Raw genomic sequence first — 14,609 nt, 5'->3', positions numbered from 1 at the left:
GGCGGGTGTGGGCCCTCGCGCCCGCACCCGCCCGCGCAGCTCGTGGCGCTCAGCAGCAGTTCCACAGATAGACGTCAGCCGTCGCGCCAGAGTGCGTGCATTCCTCAGGTCCAGGTTGGATGATCAGCGTTCCCGATCTGGTAGCAATCCTGACCGCTGGAGTACGGTTGCGCCCATGCGCCTCGCCGCCGTGCACGTCTACCCCGTCAAGTCCTGCGGGGGCGTGGACGTCGGGCAGGCCACGGTCGAGCCCTGGGGGCTGCGACACGACCGGCGCTGGCTCGTTCTCAATCCAGATGGCAGGTACCTCACCGCACGCGACGAACACCACATGCTCGGCGTCTTCGCGACGCCCGCCCCTGGCGCGATCACTCTCACCGGGCTGGACGGCGGCACCCTCACCGTCCCAGAACCAACGGACGGGCGGCCGGTCGCCACCGCCGTCTCCCGGCTGGACACGCTGCGACTGGCCGACGACGAAGCCCACGAATGGCTGTCAGAGCAGTTCCAGCGCCCGCTACGGCTGGCGTGGCTCGACGACCCCCGGTGCCGGCCGGTCGCGACCGACCACGGCGGCCGTCCCGGTGACCCGCTGAATTTGTCCGACACCGGCCCCCTGCACGCCACCACGCTGCCCTCCCTCCGCCGACTCAACGACTGGATGAGCGAAAGCGCCGCCGAGCGTGGAGAGCAGGCACCCCAGCCGCTGCCGATGGCACGGTTCCGGCCCAACGTGGTCATCGACGGGCCGTTCGAGCCCTTCGCCGAGGACGGCTGGGCGACCCTCCGCATCGGCGGGGTCCACTTCCGCTTCGCCGACCGCTGTGGCCGCTGCCAACTGACCCTGATCGACCCGGACACCCTCACCGCCGGCAAGGAGCCGATCCGCACCCTCGCCCGTCATCGCAGGGAGCATGGACAAACCTGGTTCGGTATCCAACTGGTCCCCCTGACCACGGGCAACATCCGCGTCGGCGACGAGGTCCGCGCCGATTTTTGAACTCGGCCCTGAAGGAGTCGAGCGGCCGGAACCGGACGGGCAACGCGAGCAGTGCGTCATCGACCCTGCCGCCACACCAGCATCGCCTCACCGGCGCCTCACGCCCACTTTGGGCTCAGGTCCCGGTGCTCCAGGCGACGGTGGAGCGCTGTGCGGCGGTCTACAGGTGATGGGCCAGCCCGGGTCACACGGCGTCTGCACCCGTCCGCAATACTCCACGCGTGTCTCTTCTGGAAGTGCGCCTCGCCCTTTGCCTCCTCGCAATGCTCATCACCAACGGCATAGCGATCGCGGTCCTCTTCCACGCAGGCGGCTGGAGTGTGGCGCTCCTGCCAGTGCTGGGTACATTCCTCGCGATTCAGTACGGACGCGCCCTGCCTCGAAAGATGGGACGTCGTGAGGTATCACGAAAAGGCGCCGCCGCCGGTGCGCCCACCCTGCGGCAGTCGGGGATGCGTGACGGACCTGGGTGCGGCTCGGCCCCGTTCATCGCTGGTCGCTGACGTTTCACGCTGTCTTGTGGCCCATGTATGCCCGAAGACCCCTTGACCCCCAAGCAATCCACTCGGGTCGCTGATCTGGAACGAGCGGGCCCATGACCTGCCGAAGCGAACCCCCGTCGTCCTCGTTGTCCGCCACGCCTGCCCTGATCGTCACTCAGTAGTCACCGAGGCCCGTAAGCTCGCGGCCGTGGCCGACAGCCAGCAACCGGACCTCGATGAGATCGAGGGATGGCTGCTTGCCGTTGCCGACGGCCGTGAGACCCGCGACTCTGCTGACCGGTGGGCGCACAGGTGGGTGACGGACGACGAGCTTTGCTGGGGCGACGTGGAGTGGTGGGCCCTGAATTTGCTTTACGGCATCGATCTACGACCCGAACCAGAAGCGGGTTTCCTGCATGATGACGACCAAGTATGGCAATGGCTTACAGAGCTGCAAGCTCGACGAGCCGGACAGGGGTACGACGAATAAGCCCAGCAGTACGCCGATCATGGGAACATGGATGTCGGACACGTATTCACTCACTTGGGTTTGTGTTCATCCGTTCGTGAGCCGGACCAGCCCGAGTACCGCGACAGCTAGCGCAATGACGATGACTATGGAGAAGACGAAGATCATCAGCCTCGGACTTGCGATCCAGGGCGATGACCGCAACCATCGCGGCAGGCTCGATGGTCGACGTGCCTCGCGATCTCTCAGTTCAACCAGACCCGCGAGGATCCCCACCGTCCCAAAAGCAGCCCAGGCAACGGCGAACAGGACCACTTGCATTGGACTGGCGAGATCAGCCGAGGCGACGCGAAGCATGGGATAGACGATCACACACAGCCGGACCAAATTTGCCATCCAGCCTGCCGCCGGCCCGCCCTCCTGGGGAGCGGACCGCCACCCGGCCCGCGCCACGTCAAGCGGACCCGGCCTGCATCGGGGTTGCTGTACCCGCGTCGCCCGGGTCGGGCGGGGCGATCCGGTACGCGGCGGCCAGCGCCGCCGACAGGGCCGCCCACGCCCTCCCCGAGGCGCGCAGCACCTGGCCGAGTTGCACGGTGGCGGCGGCCACCAGCACCGGATCACCGGTCGCGGTGACCATGGCCCGGTCGGCGGCCAGCCAGGCCAACTCGGCCTCACCGAGCTTCACCAGCAGGGACGCGGTCACCCGGTACGCCTCGACCAGCACCGCGCGGCCCGATCCCGGGTCGTCGGCGTAGGCGCGCTGCGCAGCGGCCACCAGCTTCGGAATCATCGCGGCCACCTGCGGGTACCGGGCGTGCTGGAACGTGATCCACGCGAGTTCGACATCGCGGACCAACCGGTCGGCCGGCAGCAGGACGTCGCGGATCGCCGGCCGGCCCAGCGCGATCTCGTACGCCGACAGGGCCTCACGAATCCGCTCGACGCCATCGGCTCGCTCGGTCACCGTCGCGGGTTGGGCGTCTCGGCCAAGCAGCACAGCCGTGTCGATCCGCAACACGGCGGCGATGTCTTCAAGCGTCGACACCTTGTCCAGCGACCGGACACCCCGCTCGACCTTGTCCACCCAACTCTTCGACTTGCCCAGCCGGTCGGCGAACGTCTGCTGCGACAGCTTGCGCCGCCCCCGCCAGTACGCCACCCGACGACCAACCGGCAACAGGTCACCGCTGTCCACGACGCCACCGCCGATCCGGCACCGCCCGGCTTGTCTCCTCGACCGGTATCCGTTCCTTCTCGGCCAGCGCCAGGATCCGTCGCTTTGCGGCTTCCCGTTCCTCCTGCTGGTTCTGCTCGCCTCTGCCCTCGACCGGACCCGTGTCGCTCATCCCCACCTCCGCTGGTAGGGGCGCGGCGACGTGCTTTTGGAAGGACCGACACCGCCGCGCCCGGCTCCGAGGCGGATCGCGGCCGTACCGGTGCTGGTGACCGTGGCGAATCCGCTCTGGTCACAGCATCGGGTGACCAGTCGGTCACGTTCCACTAGCACGCGTCCGGTCACTTGTCCATGGACGCGGACACGGTGCGGACAAGGGCGGACAGCCGGCCAGATTGGTTCCGGGCAGCGATAGATCGCGCCCGCTCCACCGACTGAGCTGCGCCGTCCCGCTCGCCGATGGCCAGTTGAGCGCCGGCAAGGTGGCACACGTAGGTCCCGGTCGAGTCCGCCGAGGCCGCATCCACGTCCAGGCCGTCAAGCCCGGCGGTCAACAACTCCACCGCCTGCTCGTGCTGCCCCAGCGCGGCTCCGGTGGTGCCGGCCTCCAGGTCGAAGAACGCCCGGTCCCGGTAGTAATCCTACGGCGGCATCTCGCCCCCGTACGCCAGCTCGGCTATCGCCCGCTCGTCGGCCGCCGCCGCCGTACTGATCGCCGCCTGCCGATTCTTAGCAAGGACGTATGCGCGGGCCAACTGAAAATGGTCGTACGCTAGCTGCCCCGGCGACATGCCCGGCCTGGTCAGCGCGGAAGGACAACACCGTCCCCACCAGCGCATCGTGGCCGCTCTCGACGGACCACTCCAGCGCCTGATTCAACCAGTGCCGAGACCACGCATGATCACCAGCGGCGATCCCCAGCCACCCGGCGAACTGCGCCCACTGCGCAGCCTCGTGGATCACTCCGGGTCGGATAGCGGGCCGCGAACGCGATACGGTCGGCACTGTCGTCCGGCAACATTGGCGGGCAGGCCAACGCGACCAACCCGCCGCCCGCGCCGAGAGCGTCATCCAAACGCCGCGCCACGTCATCGCTCGGCTGGCGGCGCCCCGCCTCCAGGTCGTGGAGCTGACTCTTGCTCTGATACACCATCAGCGCGAGGGCACGAAGCGAGATCCGCGCACTGATCACTTGGTCTTGACCGACCCGGAGCGGCCACGACCAGCCGCTGATTCCAACGGTTACCCTTGCTCAGCGGAAGGTGCACCTGCTTCTGCTGGACATGATTTCGGCAATCAAATCCTTGCAGGCCAGGTGCACCTTTCCTTAATCACCCTCGATCAGCCAATTCCCCTCGGAACAAGGGAGATCAACGGTGCAGAGCAGGAAACGGGTACGACTTTCCGAAGCGCAACGTGATGGCACCTGGTGCTCCAGGAAGCCATGCCCGCGCCTGCGGATTCCATCTCACCGGGTGGTGCCGCCGCCCAAAGCGCAGGTCAAACCAGTCACCACCGCGGCGGCACCGCAACCCGACTCAGACAGAGATGGTGGGGCTGGAGAAGCTGCCGCCCCACTCCGAGCGGTACGAGCCGGAGCCCCCGGCGTAGGTGAAGCTGCAGCTGGAGCCTGGGTTGTACTGGCCGATGCAGCTCGTCTTCACCAAGCTAGAACCCTTGTACAGTGCGAGAGAGGCGCTAACGTAGGTCCCTTTGATGTCCTTGATGGTCGCCCTCGCGGTGCTCGCGTCGACCTTTTCGACGCAGACCGTGAACGTCACGCCACCCGAGGTGAAGGTGTTGCATGCCGGGGTGGCCGCCAGCGCCGGGGAGGCCGGGATCAGGGCGAGTGACGCGGCGGTAGCCAGACCAGCCGCCGAAGCCGCCAGCGTGACCCTTTTCGCAGCACGAGCAGTTCTGAATAGCAATTAGATCTCCCGTCTCTTCAACATCGGCTCGCTTCTACAGCTGCATGTCGAGGACGAAATCCAGGAACTCTGGAAGTTCCACCCCCGTGCGAACTTAGTTCAGAGCCTTAAATCACATATCGGCGCACATCAAGACCCGATACCGAAGATAGGGTCCATTGAGGTCAGCGCGGTGAGCTGACGCTGGTTCGGTGGGGCCGGTACGGTGCCGAGTGGCAGCGGTGAAGGAGTTGCTCCGCGGGCGGCTGTCCCTGTGGCCGATCGGACACGAAAGGGCCTGGCTGGTCTGGCGCAGGCTGATGGCAGTCGACTTTGCACGACCTCCAAGGACAACGAGACACCCGCCCCAACGCCGGCATCGCACATCATCCGAGGGCGACCCAGGCTCGCCGCCGCCTGACCGGTGGAAGCGGTACGGGCGGGGTGTGGGGGCTGTCGCCCGCCACACCCCGCCCGAAGTCAGCGCGTCAATGGCTCCGCGCGTACGCCCATACGAGCACCCCGACCACCGCCAGCGCGAACAGCACCGCGAACGTGATCTTCGTAGCGCTGTACGGGCGTTCGCCGGTGACCTCGCCCGTCCGGGCGTTGACCAGGATCTGGTACGACCGGCCGGCGTGCAGGTATGCCGCGATCCACACCGGCAGCAGCATCAGCTTGTACATCAGGTCCGAGTAGCTGGTGTGCACGGAGGTGACCCGCTGCTCGTCGCCGCCGATGTCTTTCTTGCAGTCCCGCTCGATGATCGGCGCCATCCGGGCCTTCGCCTCGACCAGCCCCGCCTCGGGTTCGGTGTCGTACCGCAGCGCGTGATACCCGGCCAGGTAGTCCCCGTGGTAGGCGACCGCCTCGGTCAGCGGCCACGGGGCCAGCCGGTCCAGCTGCTTCTGCGGCAGGGTCGTCGTGGCGGGCACCAGGACGTCGTCGAAGTCCCGGCGGACGGTGCCGCTCGCCGGATACCACCGGGTGTGCCGCACCTGCCGGGTGCGGGTCTCCTCCTTGCCGTCCACCGTCACCGTGTAGGTCTCGGTGGTGTAGTAGTACTCGCCGCGCTGGCCCCGATAGTTCGTCACGGTCCGGGCGTCGTAGGTCCAGTGCGGCAGGTAGGTGCCCTTGAGCGTCTCCGCCGTACTGACCTTCTTCAGGCTGTTCGGCGCGAACCAGCGGCTGCGGCACCACCGGCCCAGGGCGGTGCGTACGCCCGCCTGGTCCACGGCGAACGGCAGCACCGCCTCGGGCGCGATCAGCTCGCCCGCGGTGGCGTCGGCCACCAGCGGGGTGGCGCAGAACTGGCAACGCTGGGCGAGCGCGTCGCTTTCGGTCCGCGCGCCGCAGCCCGGGCACACGAAGGTGTTCGCGCCGACGCTGGCCGCCGGCTTGTGCGGCAGCGTGGCCAGCTCGGAGTACGCGTGTTCGCGCACCTCCCGGTGGGCGCCGGCGATGTCCTGCCGGTGCCCGCAGTACGGGCATTGCAGCACCGTCGTGCCGGGCGCGTATTCCACCCGCGCGCCGCAGCCGCCGCACTGGTAGGACGGCGGGGAGACTGCCGTGTCGCTCATCGGGACCCCCTTCGACTCTCGCGGCACGGCCTGCTCACTGCGGCGGCAGCGGCGGCGGGACGCTGGCCAGCACCGACGCGAGCTCCGGCACCTGCCCGGCCGGCTGCCACTGCGCCATGCCGGTCCGCCAGACGAGCGTGTTCGGGCTTAGCGTGCCCTCACCCACCTGCACGGCCAGCCCACCGAGGTCGTACGGGCCGTGCCGCTGGCCGTCGACGCCGATGAACCACTGCGTCTGGTTCGGCAGTGGCGGCGGCTCGGCGCCGCCCTGCTGCGCCGGGGTCGGTGCTGGCTGCGCTTCCGCACCGCCGGCCATAGACCGGGCCATCTGCTGGCCCATGGCCATGCCCATGCCGAGCCCCATGCCGCCGCTGGCGCCGCCGCCCGGGTTCTTCGCCGCCTCCTCGATCGCCGTGGCGGCCTGATACTGGGTGAACCGGTTCAAGTCTCCGACCGCGCCCATCTCGGTCCGCTTGTCCAGCGCCCGCTCCACCTCCGGCGGCACGGAGATGTTCTCGATGACGAACTTGGGGATCGCGATGCCAACCTCGGCCAGTTCCTCGGTCAGCACGCCGGCCAGCCGCCGGCCGATCGCGTCCTGGTGCGCCGCCAGGTCCAGCAGCGGCACCCCTGCCGAGGCCAGCGCCCCGCCGAGCCGCCCCACCATGAGCTGGCGCAGGTATTCCTGCACCTCCTCGGTGCGGAACTGCGGGTCCGTGCCGACCAGCTCCCGCAGGAGCCGCTGCGCGTCCACCACCCGCGCCGCGTAGGCGCCGAAGGCCCGCACCCGCACCACGCCGAACTCGGCGTCCCGCAGGATCACCGGGTTCTGGGTGCCCCACTTCATGTCAGTGAACTGCCGGGTGTTGACGAAGTACACCTCGGCCTTGAACGGCGAGTTGAAGCCGTACTTCCAGCCCTTGATGGTGGACAGGATGGGCAGGTTGCGGGTTTCCAGCGTGTAGTGGCCGGGCGGGAAGGCGTCGGCGATCTGCCCCTCGTTGACGAACACCGCCGTCTGCGACTCGCGGACGATCAGCTGGGCGCCCATCTTGATCTCGTTATGGTATCGGGGGAAGCGCCAGACGATCGTGTCCCGGCTGTCGTCCAGCCACTCCACGATGTCGACGAACTCACCCCGGAGCTTGTCCATGAGCCCCATTGCGTCACCCTCCCCCTCACAGCCGAGCATCTCGGCGTCGCGGCGACGATAACAAGCGTCCGCCAACGGTGGCCGTTGCGCCGATATCGCCTGGTCCGTGCCGGTGCCGTGGTCAGTCGATCGGATAGCCCCACTCGACGAGCGGCTTCTCCAGCACCTGTTCCATCGCGGCGAGCTGCGCCGCCGTCAACTCGTTCCGGTAGGCGGCCTCCCGGCCGGCGGGGAACTCGTACCGGCTGAATCCCTTCTCGTACGCGGGCGACCAGTCCAGGCCGAGGAAGTCCAGCATCCGGCCGACCTGTTCGCGTGGCGCGGCGATCACGTCCTCGTAGCGCACGTCGAGCCAGTGGTCGGCGGGGTGCGCGGCTCGGGCGTCGGCGAACGCCGCCATCAGCATTTTCCAGCCGAGCGCGGCCAGCACCGGGAACGACCGGTCGGACTCCTCCCACTCCTGCCGCAGGTCCGGTGGCAGCGGGCCGTACAGCCATTGGTCCGGCCCGCGCCAGCCGTCCCACCAGCCCATCTGCAGCCAGGAGTTGGCGACCGCCCGGCCGTCCCGGACCACGTTGACCACCCGTAGTTCGGGGTAGGCGGCGTGCAGGAAGCCGGTCCGCGGCCAGCCGGTCAGGTGGTGCACCAGCAGCTGGCAGCCCTGCCCACCGATTCGCGCGTCGAAGAAGCCGCGCAGTCGGCGGGCGATGTGCGGCGTCAGGTCGTCCGCGACGAGGTCTCGGCAGGGTCGGGAGAATCCGGCGAACACGTGCCGGTCGAGCAGCTGGTACGCCTCGGACGGCGCCACCCGCAGCCGGCCCCGTTCAAGGAACCGGCGGCTGTGTCGCAGCGAGGTCATTCCCGGCGGGCGGGGCGCTGAGCGCCGGTAGAGCGGGCCGTTGAAGCGACCGGAGAGGTTGAGTCGGGGCAGCTTGTCGTCCAGCCCGGAGACGAAGCCGACCGCGGGATGCCGGGACAGGAGCTCCTGCACCAGGGTCGACCCGCATCGACCGGTGCCCACCACGAGGGACAGCACGGGGATCAGTCCTCCTGATGCTCGACGGACGAGACGGCGGCCGGGGTCGGCGTCGGTGGCACGGGCGGGCGGCGCAGCGGGTACCGGAAGCGGCGCAGCGCCGGCACGGTCAGCGCGGTCACCACCGCGTACGCCGCGCGGGACAGCCCGCCGACCCACTCGGTGTCGCCGGTGATCGGCACGGCGCCCACCCGGTGTCGGGACGGGTTGCCGGCCACCGAGTGGGTCGGCGCGAGCCGGACCGCGCCGGCGGCGGTGAACGGCAGCTCGACCGGGTCCAGCCCGGCGAAACGGGCGATCACCCGGATCGTCTCCTGCGGGGCGGCGACGAAGTCTTCGTACCGGACCCGCAGGTAGCGGTCGGGGTGGCGGCGCTCCCACAGCCGTACGGTGGCGGTGTTCCACACCAGCCAGAGCAGCGCCGCCTTCCAGACGGGCGGTCGGTTCATGAGCCGCGCGTCGCCGTCGCCGTCCAGGCCCCGTCGACGCCGCCAGGAGAAGGCGGTGGCCCGGGGGTCCCGCACGACGTGCAGGACGCGCAGGTCGAGTCCGGGCAGCGTGTCGAGCAGGGCGCCGTACGGCGGCAGCTTCGACGAGTCCACGATCAGCGGGCCGGTCGGCCCGGAGCCGGCGTGCGCGGCGATCGCGGTGTAGAGGGCGGCGATGGTGTCGTCGTCGGGGTGTGCGGCGACCAGCGGTCGGCCGTGGCGGTCGCGGCGCAGCAGGCGGGGCAGCCCGCGCAGCCGCAGCCGGCGGCGCAGTCCGGCGGCGATGCGCGCCGGGTCGGCGGGTGGCAGCGCGGCCGTCACGGCGGTCCACAGCGGGCATTCGCGGAAGGGTCGCCCGCAGCCGCACGGCCGGTTGTCCACGGCGCCGCGCTGCCACAGGTAGCGCAGCTCGCCGGCGGCGAAGACCCCGTCGAGCTGGCCGAGGATCGTGGTGACCAGGGTGCTGCCGCTGCGGCCGCTGCCGGCGAGGTAGAGCACCCGTACGCCGCTCATCGGGCCGCCTTCGCGGCGGCGAGGGCGTACGCGTCGCGTAGTCGGGACAGGTGCGCCGCTGGGGTGAAGTCCCGCTCGATCTTGGCGCGGCCGGCGCGGCCCATCGCCTGTGCGCGGTCGGGGTCGGCGAGCATCCGGCGCAGCGCCGTGGCGAGCGCCGGCGGGTCGTCGGCGGGTACGACGTCGCCGTCGACTCCGGCGTCGATCAGCTCGGGCAGGCCGCCCAGGTCGGTGCCGACCACCGGCACCCCGCACCCGAACGCCTCCAGCACCGCCATCGGCTGGTTCTCGTGCCACCGGGAGGGCACGGCGACGACCGTGGACGCGCGGACCAGGTCGTGCAGGCGGGCCTTGTCGAGCCGGCCGTGGAAGCGGATCCGCCCGGGTGCCCGTCGCCGGGCCAACTCCTCCAGGGCCGGTCGGGCCGGGCCGTCGCCGGCGATGTGCACCGGCGCCCCGTCGGGCAGCGCGGCGACCGCCTCGATCAGCACGTCGACGCCCTTCTCGGCGGAGAGCCGGCCGGCGTAGAGCACGCCGCCGCCGGGGGTGTCCTTGACCGGCAGGGCGGCGACGTCGACGAAATGGTTCACCACGTGCATGCGGTCGGGGTAGACGCCGGCGCGGCGCATCACGTCGGCCAGGAACCGGCTGGGGCTCACGAAGACCTGCACCGGTTCGTACGCCCGCAGGGTGCGGTGCAGCCACGACTCGACGGCGAGCAGGGTGCTCGCGGTCAGCGAGCCGTCCTTGCACCGTCGCCGGGCCGCCGTCAGCGGACCGGCGGTCACGCAGGCGTCGCAGGGCGCGCCGTGGTCGAGCAGTTGGTAGCTCGGGCAGGCGAGTTTGTAGTCGTGCAGGGTCAGCACGCAGGGCACGCCGGCGGCGCGCGCCGCGGCGAGCACCGACGGCGAGAGCTGGTGGTAGATGTTGTGCAGGTGCACGACGTCGGGTTGGAAGTCGTCGATGACCCGGGCCAGCCCCCGCCGGCTCTGCGGTGACCAGACCATGCGGGCGGCGGCCGTGACGCGGGGGCGCAGGCCCCGGGGCGCCGGTTCCAGCTCCACGTGGGACGGGAAGTGCCGGGCGTACGTGAGCGGTGACTCGTTGTCGGGGTGGGTCATGCCGAAGTATTCGACCTCGTCGCCGGCCGCCCGCTGTAGTTGCGCGAGGTCGAGCAGGTAGCCCTCGGCGCCGCCCCGGCGATAGAGGAACTTGTTCACATGCAGCACACGCATCGGTTCGGCCTGCTCACGTCGATCCGCCGGGTCGCCGATCCCGGATGGTGACACGGGGCGGTGGGGTGCCGCCAGCGCCACACGCTATGCAGGAGTCGTGCGGCGCGTCCAGCTCGTGATCTCCGATTGTGACTGAAAAGATGATCTCCGTCTGCCCGTACGGTCCGCAGCCTGGCCTTACGCCGCGGCCTGCGTATAGCCTGGCAGCGGCCCGCCCTCGCCCAGCCTGGCCGATGCAGCGGCTGGTGACATGACCCGAGGAGGACCGGTGGCCCATTCCGACGACGAGCCCTCCGCGCTGGCCTACACCGCGCGGCGCATCGCGCGGCACGTGCGATGGGTCCGCACGGAAGGGCTCCGACGGCTGATCGAGGAGGACCGGCTCAACCCGGTCGAGCGGGCCGGTACTGCGCTCGCCAAGGCCCGGTGGCGGCTGCGCCACGGGCTTCCGGCCGGGCAGGCGCGACCCGTCTACCTGGTCGGTCTGCAGCGCTCCGGCACCAACATGCTCGTGCGGGGCCTGGACAACGCCCCGGAGTTCGAGGTCCGCAACGAGAACGACCGGCGGCTGTTCCACCGCTTCCAACTGCGCGCCGACCCCGTGCTGGCCGCCGCGATCCGGCGCAGCCGGCACGCGTACGTTCTGGTCAAGCCGCTGTGTGAGAGCCACCGGGTGGACGAGTTGCTCGCCCTGCCCGGCGTCGCTGCCGGCCTCGCGGTGTGGGCGTGGCGCGACGTCGACGACCGGGCCCGCTCCGAGGTCGCGAAGTTCGGCGACGCCAACCTGCGGGCGCTGCGCGCGATCGCCGACGGCAGCATCGGCGGTCGCTGGCAGGGCCAGCGCCTCGACGCCGAGACCTACGAGCTGATCCACGGCTTCGACTACGACCGGATGGACCCACACACCGGGGCCGCCCTGTTCTGGTACGTGCGCAACAGCCTCTACTTCCGGCTCGGTCTGGACCGCCGCGCCGACGTGCTGCTCTGCTCCTACGAGGCGCTCGTCGCCGACCCGCAGCGGCAGCTGGGCCGGCTCTGCGCGTTCCTCGATTTCCCGTACCACCCCCGGCTGGCCGCCCACATCGCACCCCGCGCCCCGCGACGGCAGCCCCTCGCGCTGGATCCGCGGGTGCGGGCGCTCTGCGACGAGCTGACCGGGCGGCTCGCCACGGCGACCGACGCCCCTATCGCCACCCAGCCCATCCCGAGCGCAACGAGGCAGGACCGTGACTGACCCCCTACCGTCCCCGACGTCGGGCAGCGCGCCCATCTTCCTGGTCGGCTGCCAGCGCTCCGGCACCACCATGCTGCGCCTGGTGCTCGACTCGCACTCGCGCATCAGCTGTGGTCCGGAGACCCGTTTCCTCCCTGATCTGCGCCGCGTCGTCGGGCGGGACTGGGAGCGGCTGGCCCGCTTCGGCTTCTCCCGGGAGGACTGGCTGCGGCGCATCGCCGACTTCTTCGGCGGCATCCACGCCGACTACGCGGCGGCGCGCGGCAAGACCCGCTGGGCCGACAAGACCCCGCTGTACGCGCTGTCGATCGATTTCGTGACCGAGGTCTTCCCCGACGCGCAGTTCGTGCACGTCATCCGGGACGGCCGCGACGTGGTGGTCTCGCACCGCAAGCGATTCGGCTACTGGTCGGCGGTCAAGTGCGTGGTGAAGTGGCCGCGTTACATCCACACGGCCCGAGCGGCGGGACGCGCGCTGCCCGCCGACCGTTACTACGAGCTGCGGTACGAGGACACCGTCACCGAGCCGGAGAAGGCGATGCGGGGGCTGTTCGAGTTTCTCGGCGAGCCGTGGGAGGACGGCATCCTCGACTACGGCGACAAGCAGCACGACGTGGCCCAGAAGTACACCACCGAGGCGCAGCGGCGGCGGGCGGCGGCGGGCACCGACAGCTCGATCTACGGCTCGCGGGTGGGCACGTACCGCCGGGAGCTGGATCCGTTCCTGCGCCTGCTGTGCTGGATCTTCTCCGGGCGTACGCTGCGAGAGCTGGGCTACCGGTGAGGCGGGCGCTGCGCGCGGCGGCGCTGGCCGCGGCACTGCTGGTCGCCGGCTGCGGTGGTGGTGGCGGTGACCGCCCGCCCGCACCGGCCTCACCCACGCCGGCCCCGCCCACCGTTTCGGCCATGCCCGCGCCGACGGCCGGCGACGACGCCGCCAACCCGTTCGGCGCGCACTGGGACTGGTCCCGCTACGACCAGTTCAGCGCCTACCTGCGCCAGCTCGCCGGTTCGGCCACCTATCACGAGCTGAGCTGGTGCGACATCGAGCGGGCCCAGGGGCAGCCGGACTGGTCCGCGGTGGACCGCATCGCGCAGCGCACCCGGGATCTCGGCATCACGTTGAACCTGAAGATCCGCATCGGGACCTGCTGGGCGACCGGCGGCACCGCCCAGCACACCCGGGGCGAGGCCAACAAGACCGAGTCGAGAATGCCCCAGAACCTCGACGCCTACCAGGCGTTCGTCCGCTCCGTGGTGGCCCGCTACACCCCGTACGGGGTGCGGCAGTACGCCGTCGAGAATGAGGTCAACGCGCCGCAGTACTGGGCCGGCAGCCCGGAGGACTACGCCCGGCTGGTGCGGGCCGCTGCCACGGCGGTGCACGCCGCCGACCCCCAGGCCCGGGTGGTCGACTCCGGGATCAGCAGCGTGGCGTACGGCTTCGGCATCGTCGACCGGCTGCTGCAGGACGGGCGGGCCGACGAGGCGGTCGCCGCGTACCAGGCGTACTTCCAACGCCGGGTCGGCACCCGGGGGCAGAAGATCCCGGCGGTGCAGGACGTGGCGCGGCTGCGCAAGGCGCTGGCCAACGAGGCGAACGTGCGCAACGTGGCGTTTGTCGCCGCCACCGACCAGTTGATCGAAGCCGGGGTGGTCCAGGTCCGGCAGGTGCACTTCTACGAGCACGTCGACGGCGTGCCCGTGCTGCTGGACTATCTGAAGGCGCGTACCCCGGCCGGTGTACCGGTGGAGGCGTGGGAGGTCGGCCAGTTCTGGCGCGACGGCGCCGACGACGCCGCCGGCCGCGCCGCCGAGATGGTCAAGGTGGTCTGCCAGCTGGTGGCGGGCGGCGTACGGCAGGCGATGTGGCTGCCGCTGGCCTACAACCCGAACAACCGGGCGGGCAGTGAGGTGCGCTACGGCCTGCTCGACCCGGACGGCGCCGAGCGGGAGGCCGGCCGGATGATGGCGGCGCTGGTGGCTGCCAGCCGAGGGTCGAGCGTCACGCCGGTCAGCGCGGGCGGGTTGACCGGGGTGGCCTTCGCTCGTGCGGGCGAGACGGACGTGGTGCTCTGGTCGGCCACGGGCGCGGAGGTGACCGTCTCCGGCGTGTCGGACCTGGGCGGCGGCCCGGTCGGCGCACCCGCGCCGGCCGCCGGGCAGGTGCGGGTCGGCGCGGCCCCGGTGCTGCTGCGCTCGGGTCGGCCGCTCGCCGACGTCCTCGCGGCGCTGCGCTGATCCCCGCGCGTTTCCGACCGGCGTCGAACGGCGGCGGGGCAACCTCCGACACATGTACATATCCGTGCCGCCTGGGCGGCCCATACCCTACGCA

17 protein-coding genes are annotated in these 14,609 nt (G+C 70.6%); 6 read left to right on the top strand and 11 right to left on the bottom strand.

What is annotated here, in order from left to right; all coding sequences use genetic code 11:
- The first annotated feature begins 175 nt into the window (after nt 1-175).
- Nucleotides 176-1,000, top strand: a complete 825-nt coding sequence (locus tag ABZ671_RS22470; RefSeq protein WP_357861359.1) for an MOSC N-terminal beta barrel domain-containing protein — start codon at nt 176-178, stop codon at nt 998-1,000.
- Between the two features lie 690 nt (nt 1,001-1,690).
- Complete coding sequence (locus tag ABZ671_RS22465) at nt 1,691-1,972, top strand: hypothetical protein (protein ID WP_357861356.1); 282 nt, start codon at nt 1,691-1,693, stop codon at nt 1,970-1,972.
- A gap of 66 nt (nt 1,973-2,038) precedes the next feature.
- On the opposite strand, the gene ABZ671_RS22460 is transcribed toward ABZ671_RS22465, so the two are convergent.
- The 6 genes from ABZ671_RS22460 to ABZ671_RS22435 form a co-directional block, all read right to left on the bottom strand.
- The gene (locus ABZ671_RS22460) at nt 2,039-2,347 is read right to left on the bottom strand and encodes a hypothetical protein (protein WP_357861352.1); all 309 of its coding nucleotides are present in this window, start codon (nt 2,345-2,347) and stop codon (nt 2,039-2,041) included.
- Between the two features lie 58 nt (nt 2,348-2,405).
- The gene (locus ABZ671_RS22455; protein ID WP_357861349.1) at nt 2,406-3,149 is read right to left on the bottom strand and encodes a helix-turn-helix domain-containing protein; all 744 of its coding nucleotides are present in this window, start codon (nt 3,147-3,149) and stop codon (nt 2,406-2,408) included.
- The gene (locus ABZ671_RS22450; RefSeq protein ID WP_357861346.1) at nt 3,136-3,300 is read right to left on the bottom strand and encodes a hypothetical protein; all 165 of its coding nucleotides are present in this window, start codon (nt 3,298-3,300) and stop codon (nt 3,136-3,138) included. The genes ABZ671_RS22455 and ABZ671_RS22450 overlap by 14 nt, the downstream gene beginning before the upstream one ends.
- Before the next feature lie 169 nt (nt 3,301-3,469).
- Nucleotides 3,470-3,691 carry a hypothetical protein gene (locus ABZ671_RS22445; RefSeq protein ID WP_357861343.1) on the bottom strand — a complete coding sequence of 74 codons (222 nt, stop codon included), beginning with the start codon at nt 3,689-3,691 and terminating at the stop codon, nt 3,470-3,472.
- Between the two features lie 338 nt (nt 3,692-4,029).
- Complete coding sequence (locus tag ABZ671_RS22440) at nt 4,030-4,320, bottom strand: helix-turn-helix transcriptional regulator (RefSeq protein WP_357861340.1); 291 nt, start codon at nt 4,318-4,320, stop codon at nt 4,030-4,032.
- Between the two features lie 346 nt (nt 4,321-4,666).
- Entirely contained in the window at nt 4,667-4,792 is a 126-nt protein-coding gene (locus ABZ671_RS22435) for a hypothetical protein (RefSeq protein WP_357861337.1), read from the bottom strand.
- Nucleotides 4,793-4,853: 61 nt separating this feature from the next.
- Here ABZ671_RS22435 and ABZ671_RS22430 point away from each other — a divergent pair, with 61 nt between their 5' ends.
- On the top strand, nt 4,854-5,060 hold the full coding sequence (locus ABZ671_RS22430) for a hypothetical protein (RefSeq protein WP_357861335.1): 207 nt from the start codon (nt 4,854-4,856) through the stop codon (nt 5,058-5,060).
- 463 nt (nt 5,061-5,523) lie between these two features.
- Here the strand turns inward: ABZ671_RS22430 and ABZ671_RS22425 are convergent, their stop codons facing one another.
- The 5 genes from ABZ671_RS22425 to ABZ671_RS22405 all read right to left on the bottom strand — a co-directional run bounded on the left by ABZ671_RS22425 (nt 5,524) and on the right by ABZ671_RS22405 (nt 11,040).
- The gene (locus ABZ671_RS22425; RefSeq protein WP_357861331.1) at nt 5,524-6,615 is read right to left on the bottom strand and encodes a hypothetical protein; all 1,092 of its coding nucleotides are present in this window, start codon (nt 6,613-6,615) and stop codon (nt 5,524-5,526) included.
- Nucleotides 6,616-6,649: 34 nt separating this feature from the next.
- Entirely contained in the window at nt 6,650-7,777 is a 1,128-nt protein-coding gene (locus tag ABZ671_RS22420; protein ID WP_357861329.1) for an SPFH domain-containing protein, read from the bottom strand.
- A 112-nt stretch (nt 7,778-7,889) separates the two neighbouring features.
- The gene (locus ABZ671_RS22415) at nt 7,890-8,804 is read right to left on the bottom strand and encodes a sulfotransferase (RefSeq protein ID WP_357861326.1); all 915 of its coding nucleotides are present in this window, start codon (nt 8,802-8,804) and stop codon (nt 7,890-7,892) included.
- A 5-nt stretch (nt 8,805-8,809) separates the two neighbouring features.
- Nucleotides 8,810-9,805, bottom strand: coding sequence for a sulfotransferase (locus ABZ671_RS22410; RefSeq protein ID WP_357861323.1), 996 nt, complete (start codon nt 9,803-9,805; stop codon nt 8,810-8,812).
- On the bottom strand, nt 9,802-11,040 hold the full coding sequence (locus ABZ671_RS22405) for a glycosyltransferase (RefSeq protein ID WP_357861320.1): 1,239 nt from the start codon (nt 11,038-11,040) through the stop codon (nt 9,802-9,804). Before ABZ671_RS22405 ends, ABZ671_RS22410 begins: the two co-directional genes overlap by 4 nt.
- 268 nt (nt 11,041-11,308) lie before the next feature.
- On the opposite strand from ABZ671_RS22405, the gene ABZ671_RS22400 reads away from it, so the two are divergent.
- From ABZ671_RS22400 to ABZ671_RS22390, 3 genes are read left to right on the top strand one after another with little or no spacing between them, the layout of a single operon-like run.
- The gene (locus ABZ671_RS22400; protein ID WP_357861317.1) at nt 11,309-12,274 is read left to right on the top strand and encodes a hypothetical protein; all 966 of its coding nucleotides are present in this window, start codon (nt 11,309-11,311) and stop codon (nt 12,272-12,274) included.
- A complete protein-coding gene (locus ABZ671_RS22395; protein ID WP_357861314.1) occupies nt 12,267-13,058 on the top strand; it encodes a sulfotransferase in 792 nt (263 codons plus the stop codon). The genes ABZ671_RS22400 and ABZ671_RS22395 overlap by 8 nt, the downstream gene beginning before the upstream one ends.
- Nucleotides 13,055-14,515 (top strand): hypothetical protein, encoded by a 1,461-nt coding sequence (locus ABZ671_RS22390; protein WP_357861311.1) that lies wholly within the window; start codon nt 13,055-13,057, stop codon nt 14,513-14,515. Before ABZ671_RS22395 ends, ABZ671_RS22390 begins: the two co-directional genes overlap by 4 nt.
- Nucleotides 14,516-14,609: the final 94 nt, after the last annotated feature.

Origin of the sequence: Micromonospora sp. NPDC006766 (assembly GCF_040636055.1) — a bacterium.
Classification (GTDB): domain Bacteria; phylum Actinomycetota; class Actinomycetes; order Mycobacteriales; family Micromonosporaceae; genus Micromonospora.
The sequence above is the reverse complement of the archived record's forward strand: the minus strand, read 5'-3'. Positions and strand labels throughout refer to the sequence as shown.

Coding starts and splice junctions, on each gene's coding strand:
- ABZ671_RS22425 (WP_357861331.1), bottom strand. CDS start 6,615: ATGAGCGACACGGCAGTCTCCCCGCCGTCCTACCAGTGCGGCGGCTGC.
- ABZ671_RS22405 (WP_357861320.1), bottom strand. CDS start 11,040: ATGCGTGTGCTGCATGTGAACAAGTTCCTCTATCGCCGGGGCGGCGCC.
- ABZ671_RS22410 (WP_357861323.1), bottom strand. CDS start 9,805: ATGAGCGGCGTACGGGTGCTCTACCTCGCCGGCAGCGGCCGCAGCGGC.
- ABZ671_RS22420 (WP_357861329.1), bottom strand. CDS start 7,777: ATGGGGCTCATGGACAAGCTCCGGGGTGAGTTCGTCGACATCGTGGAG.
- ABZ671_RS22450 (WP_357861346.1), bottom strand. CDS start 3,300: ATGAGCGACACGGGTCCGGTCGAGGGCAGAGGCGAGCAGAACCAGCAG.
- ABZ671_RS22470 (WP_357861359.1), top strand. CDS start 176: ATGCGCCTCGCCGCCGTGCACGTCTACCCCGTCAAGTCCTGCGGGGGC.
- ABZ671_RS22460 (WP_357861352.1), bottom strand. CDS start 2,347: ATGGCAAATTTGGTCCGGCTGTGTGTGATCGTCTATCCCATGCTTCGC.
- ABZ671_RS22430 (WP_357861335.1), top strand. CDS start 4,854: ATGGTCGCCCTCGCGGTGCTCGCGTCGACCTTTTCGACGCAGACCGTG.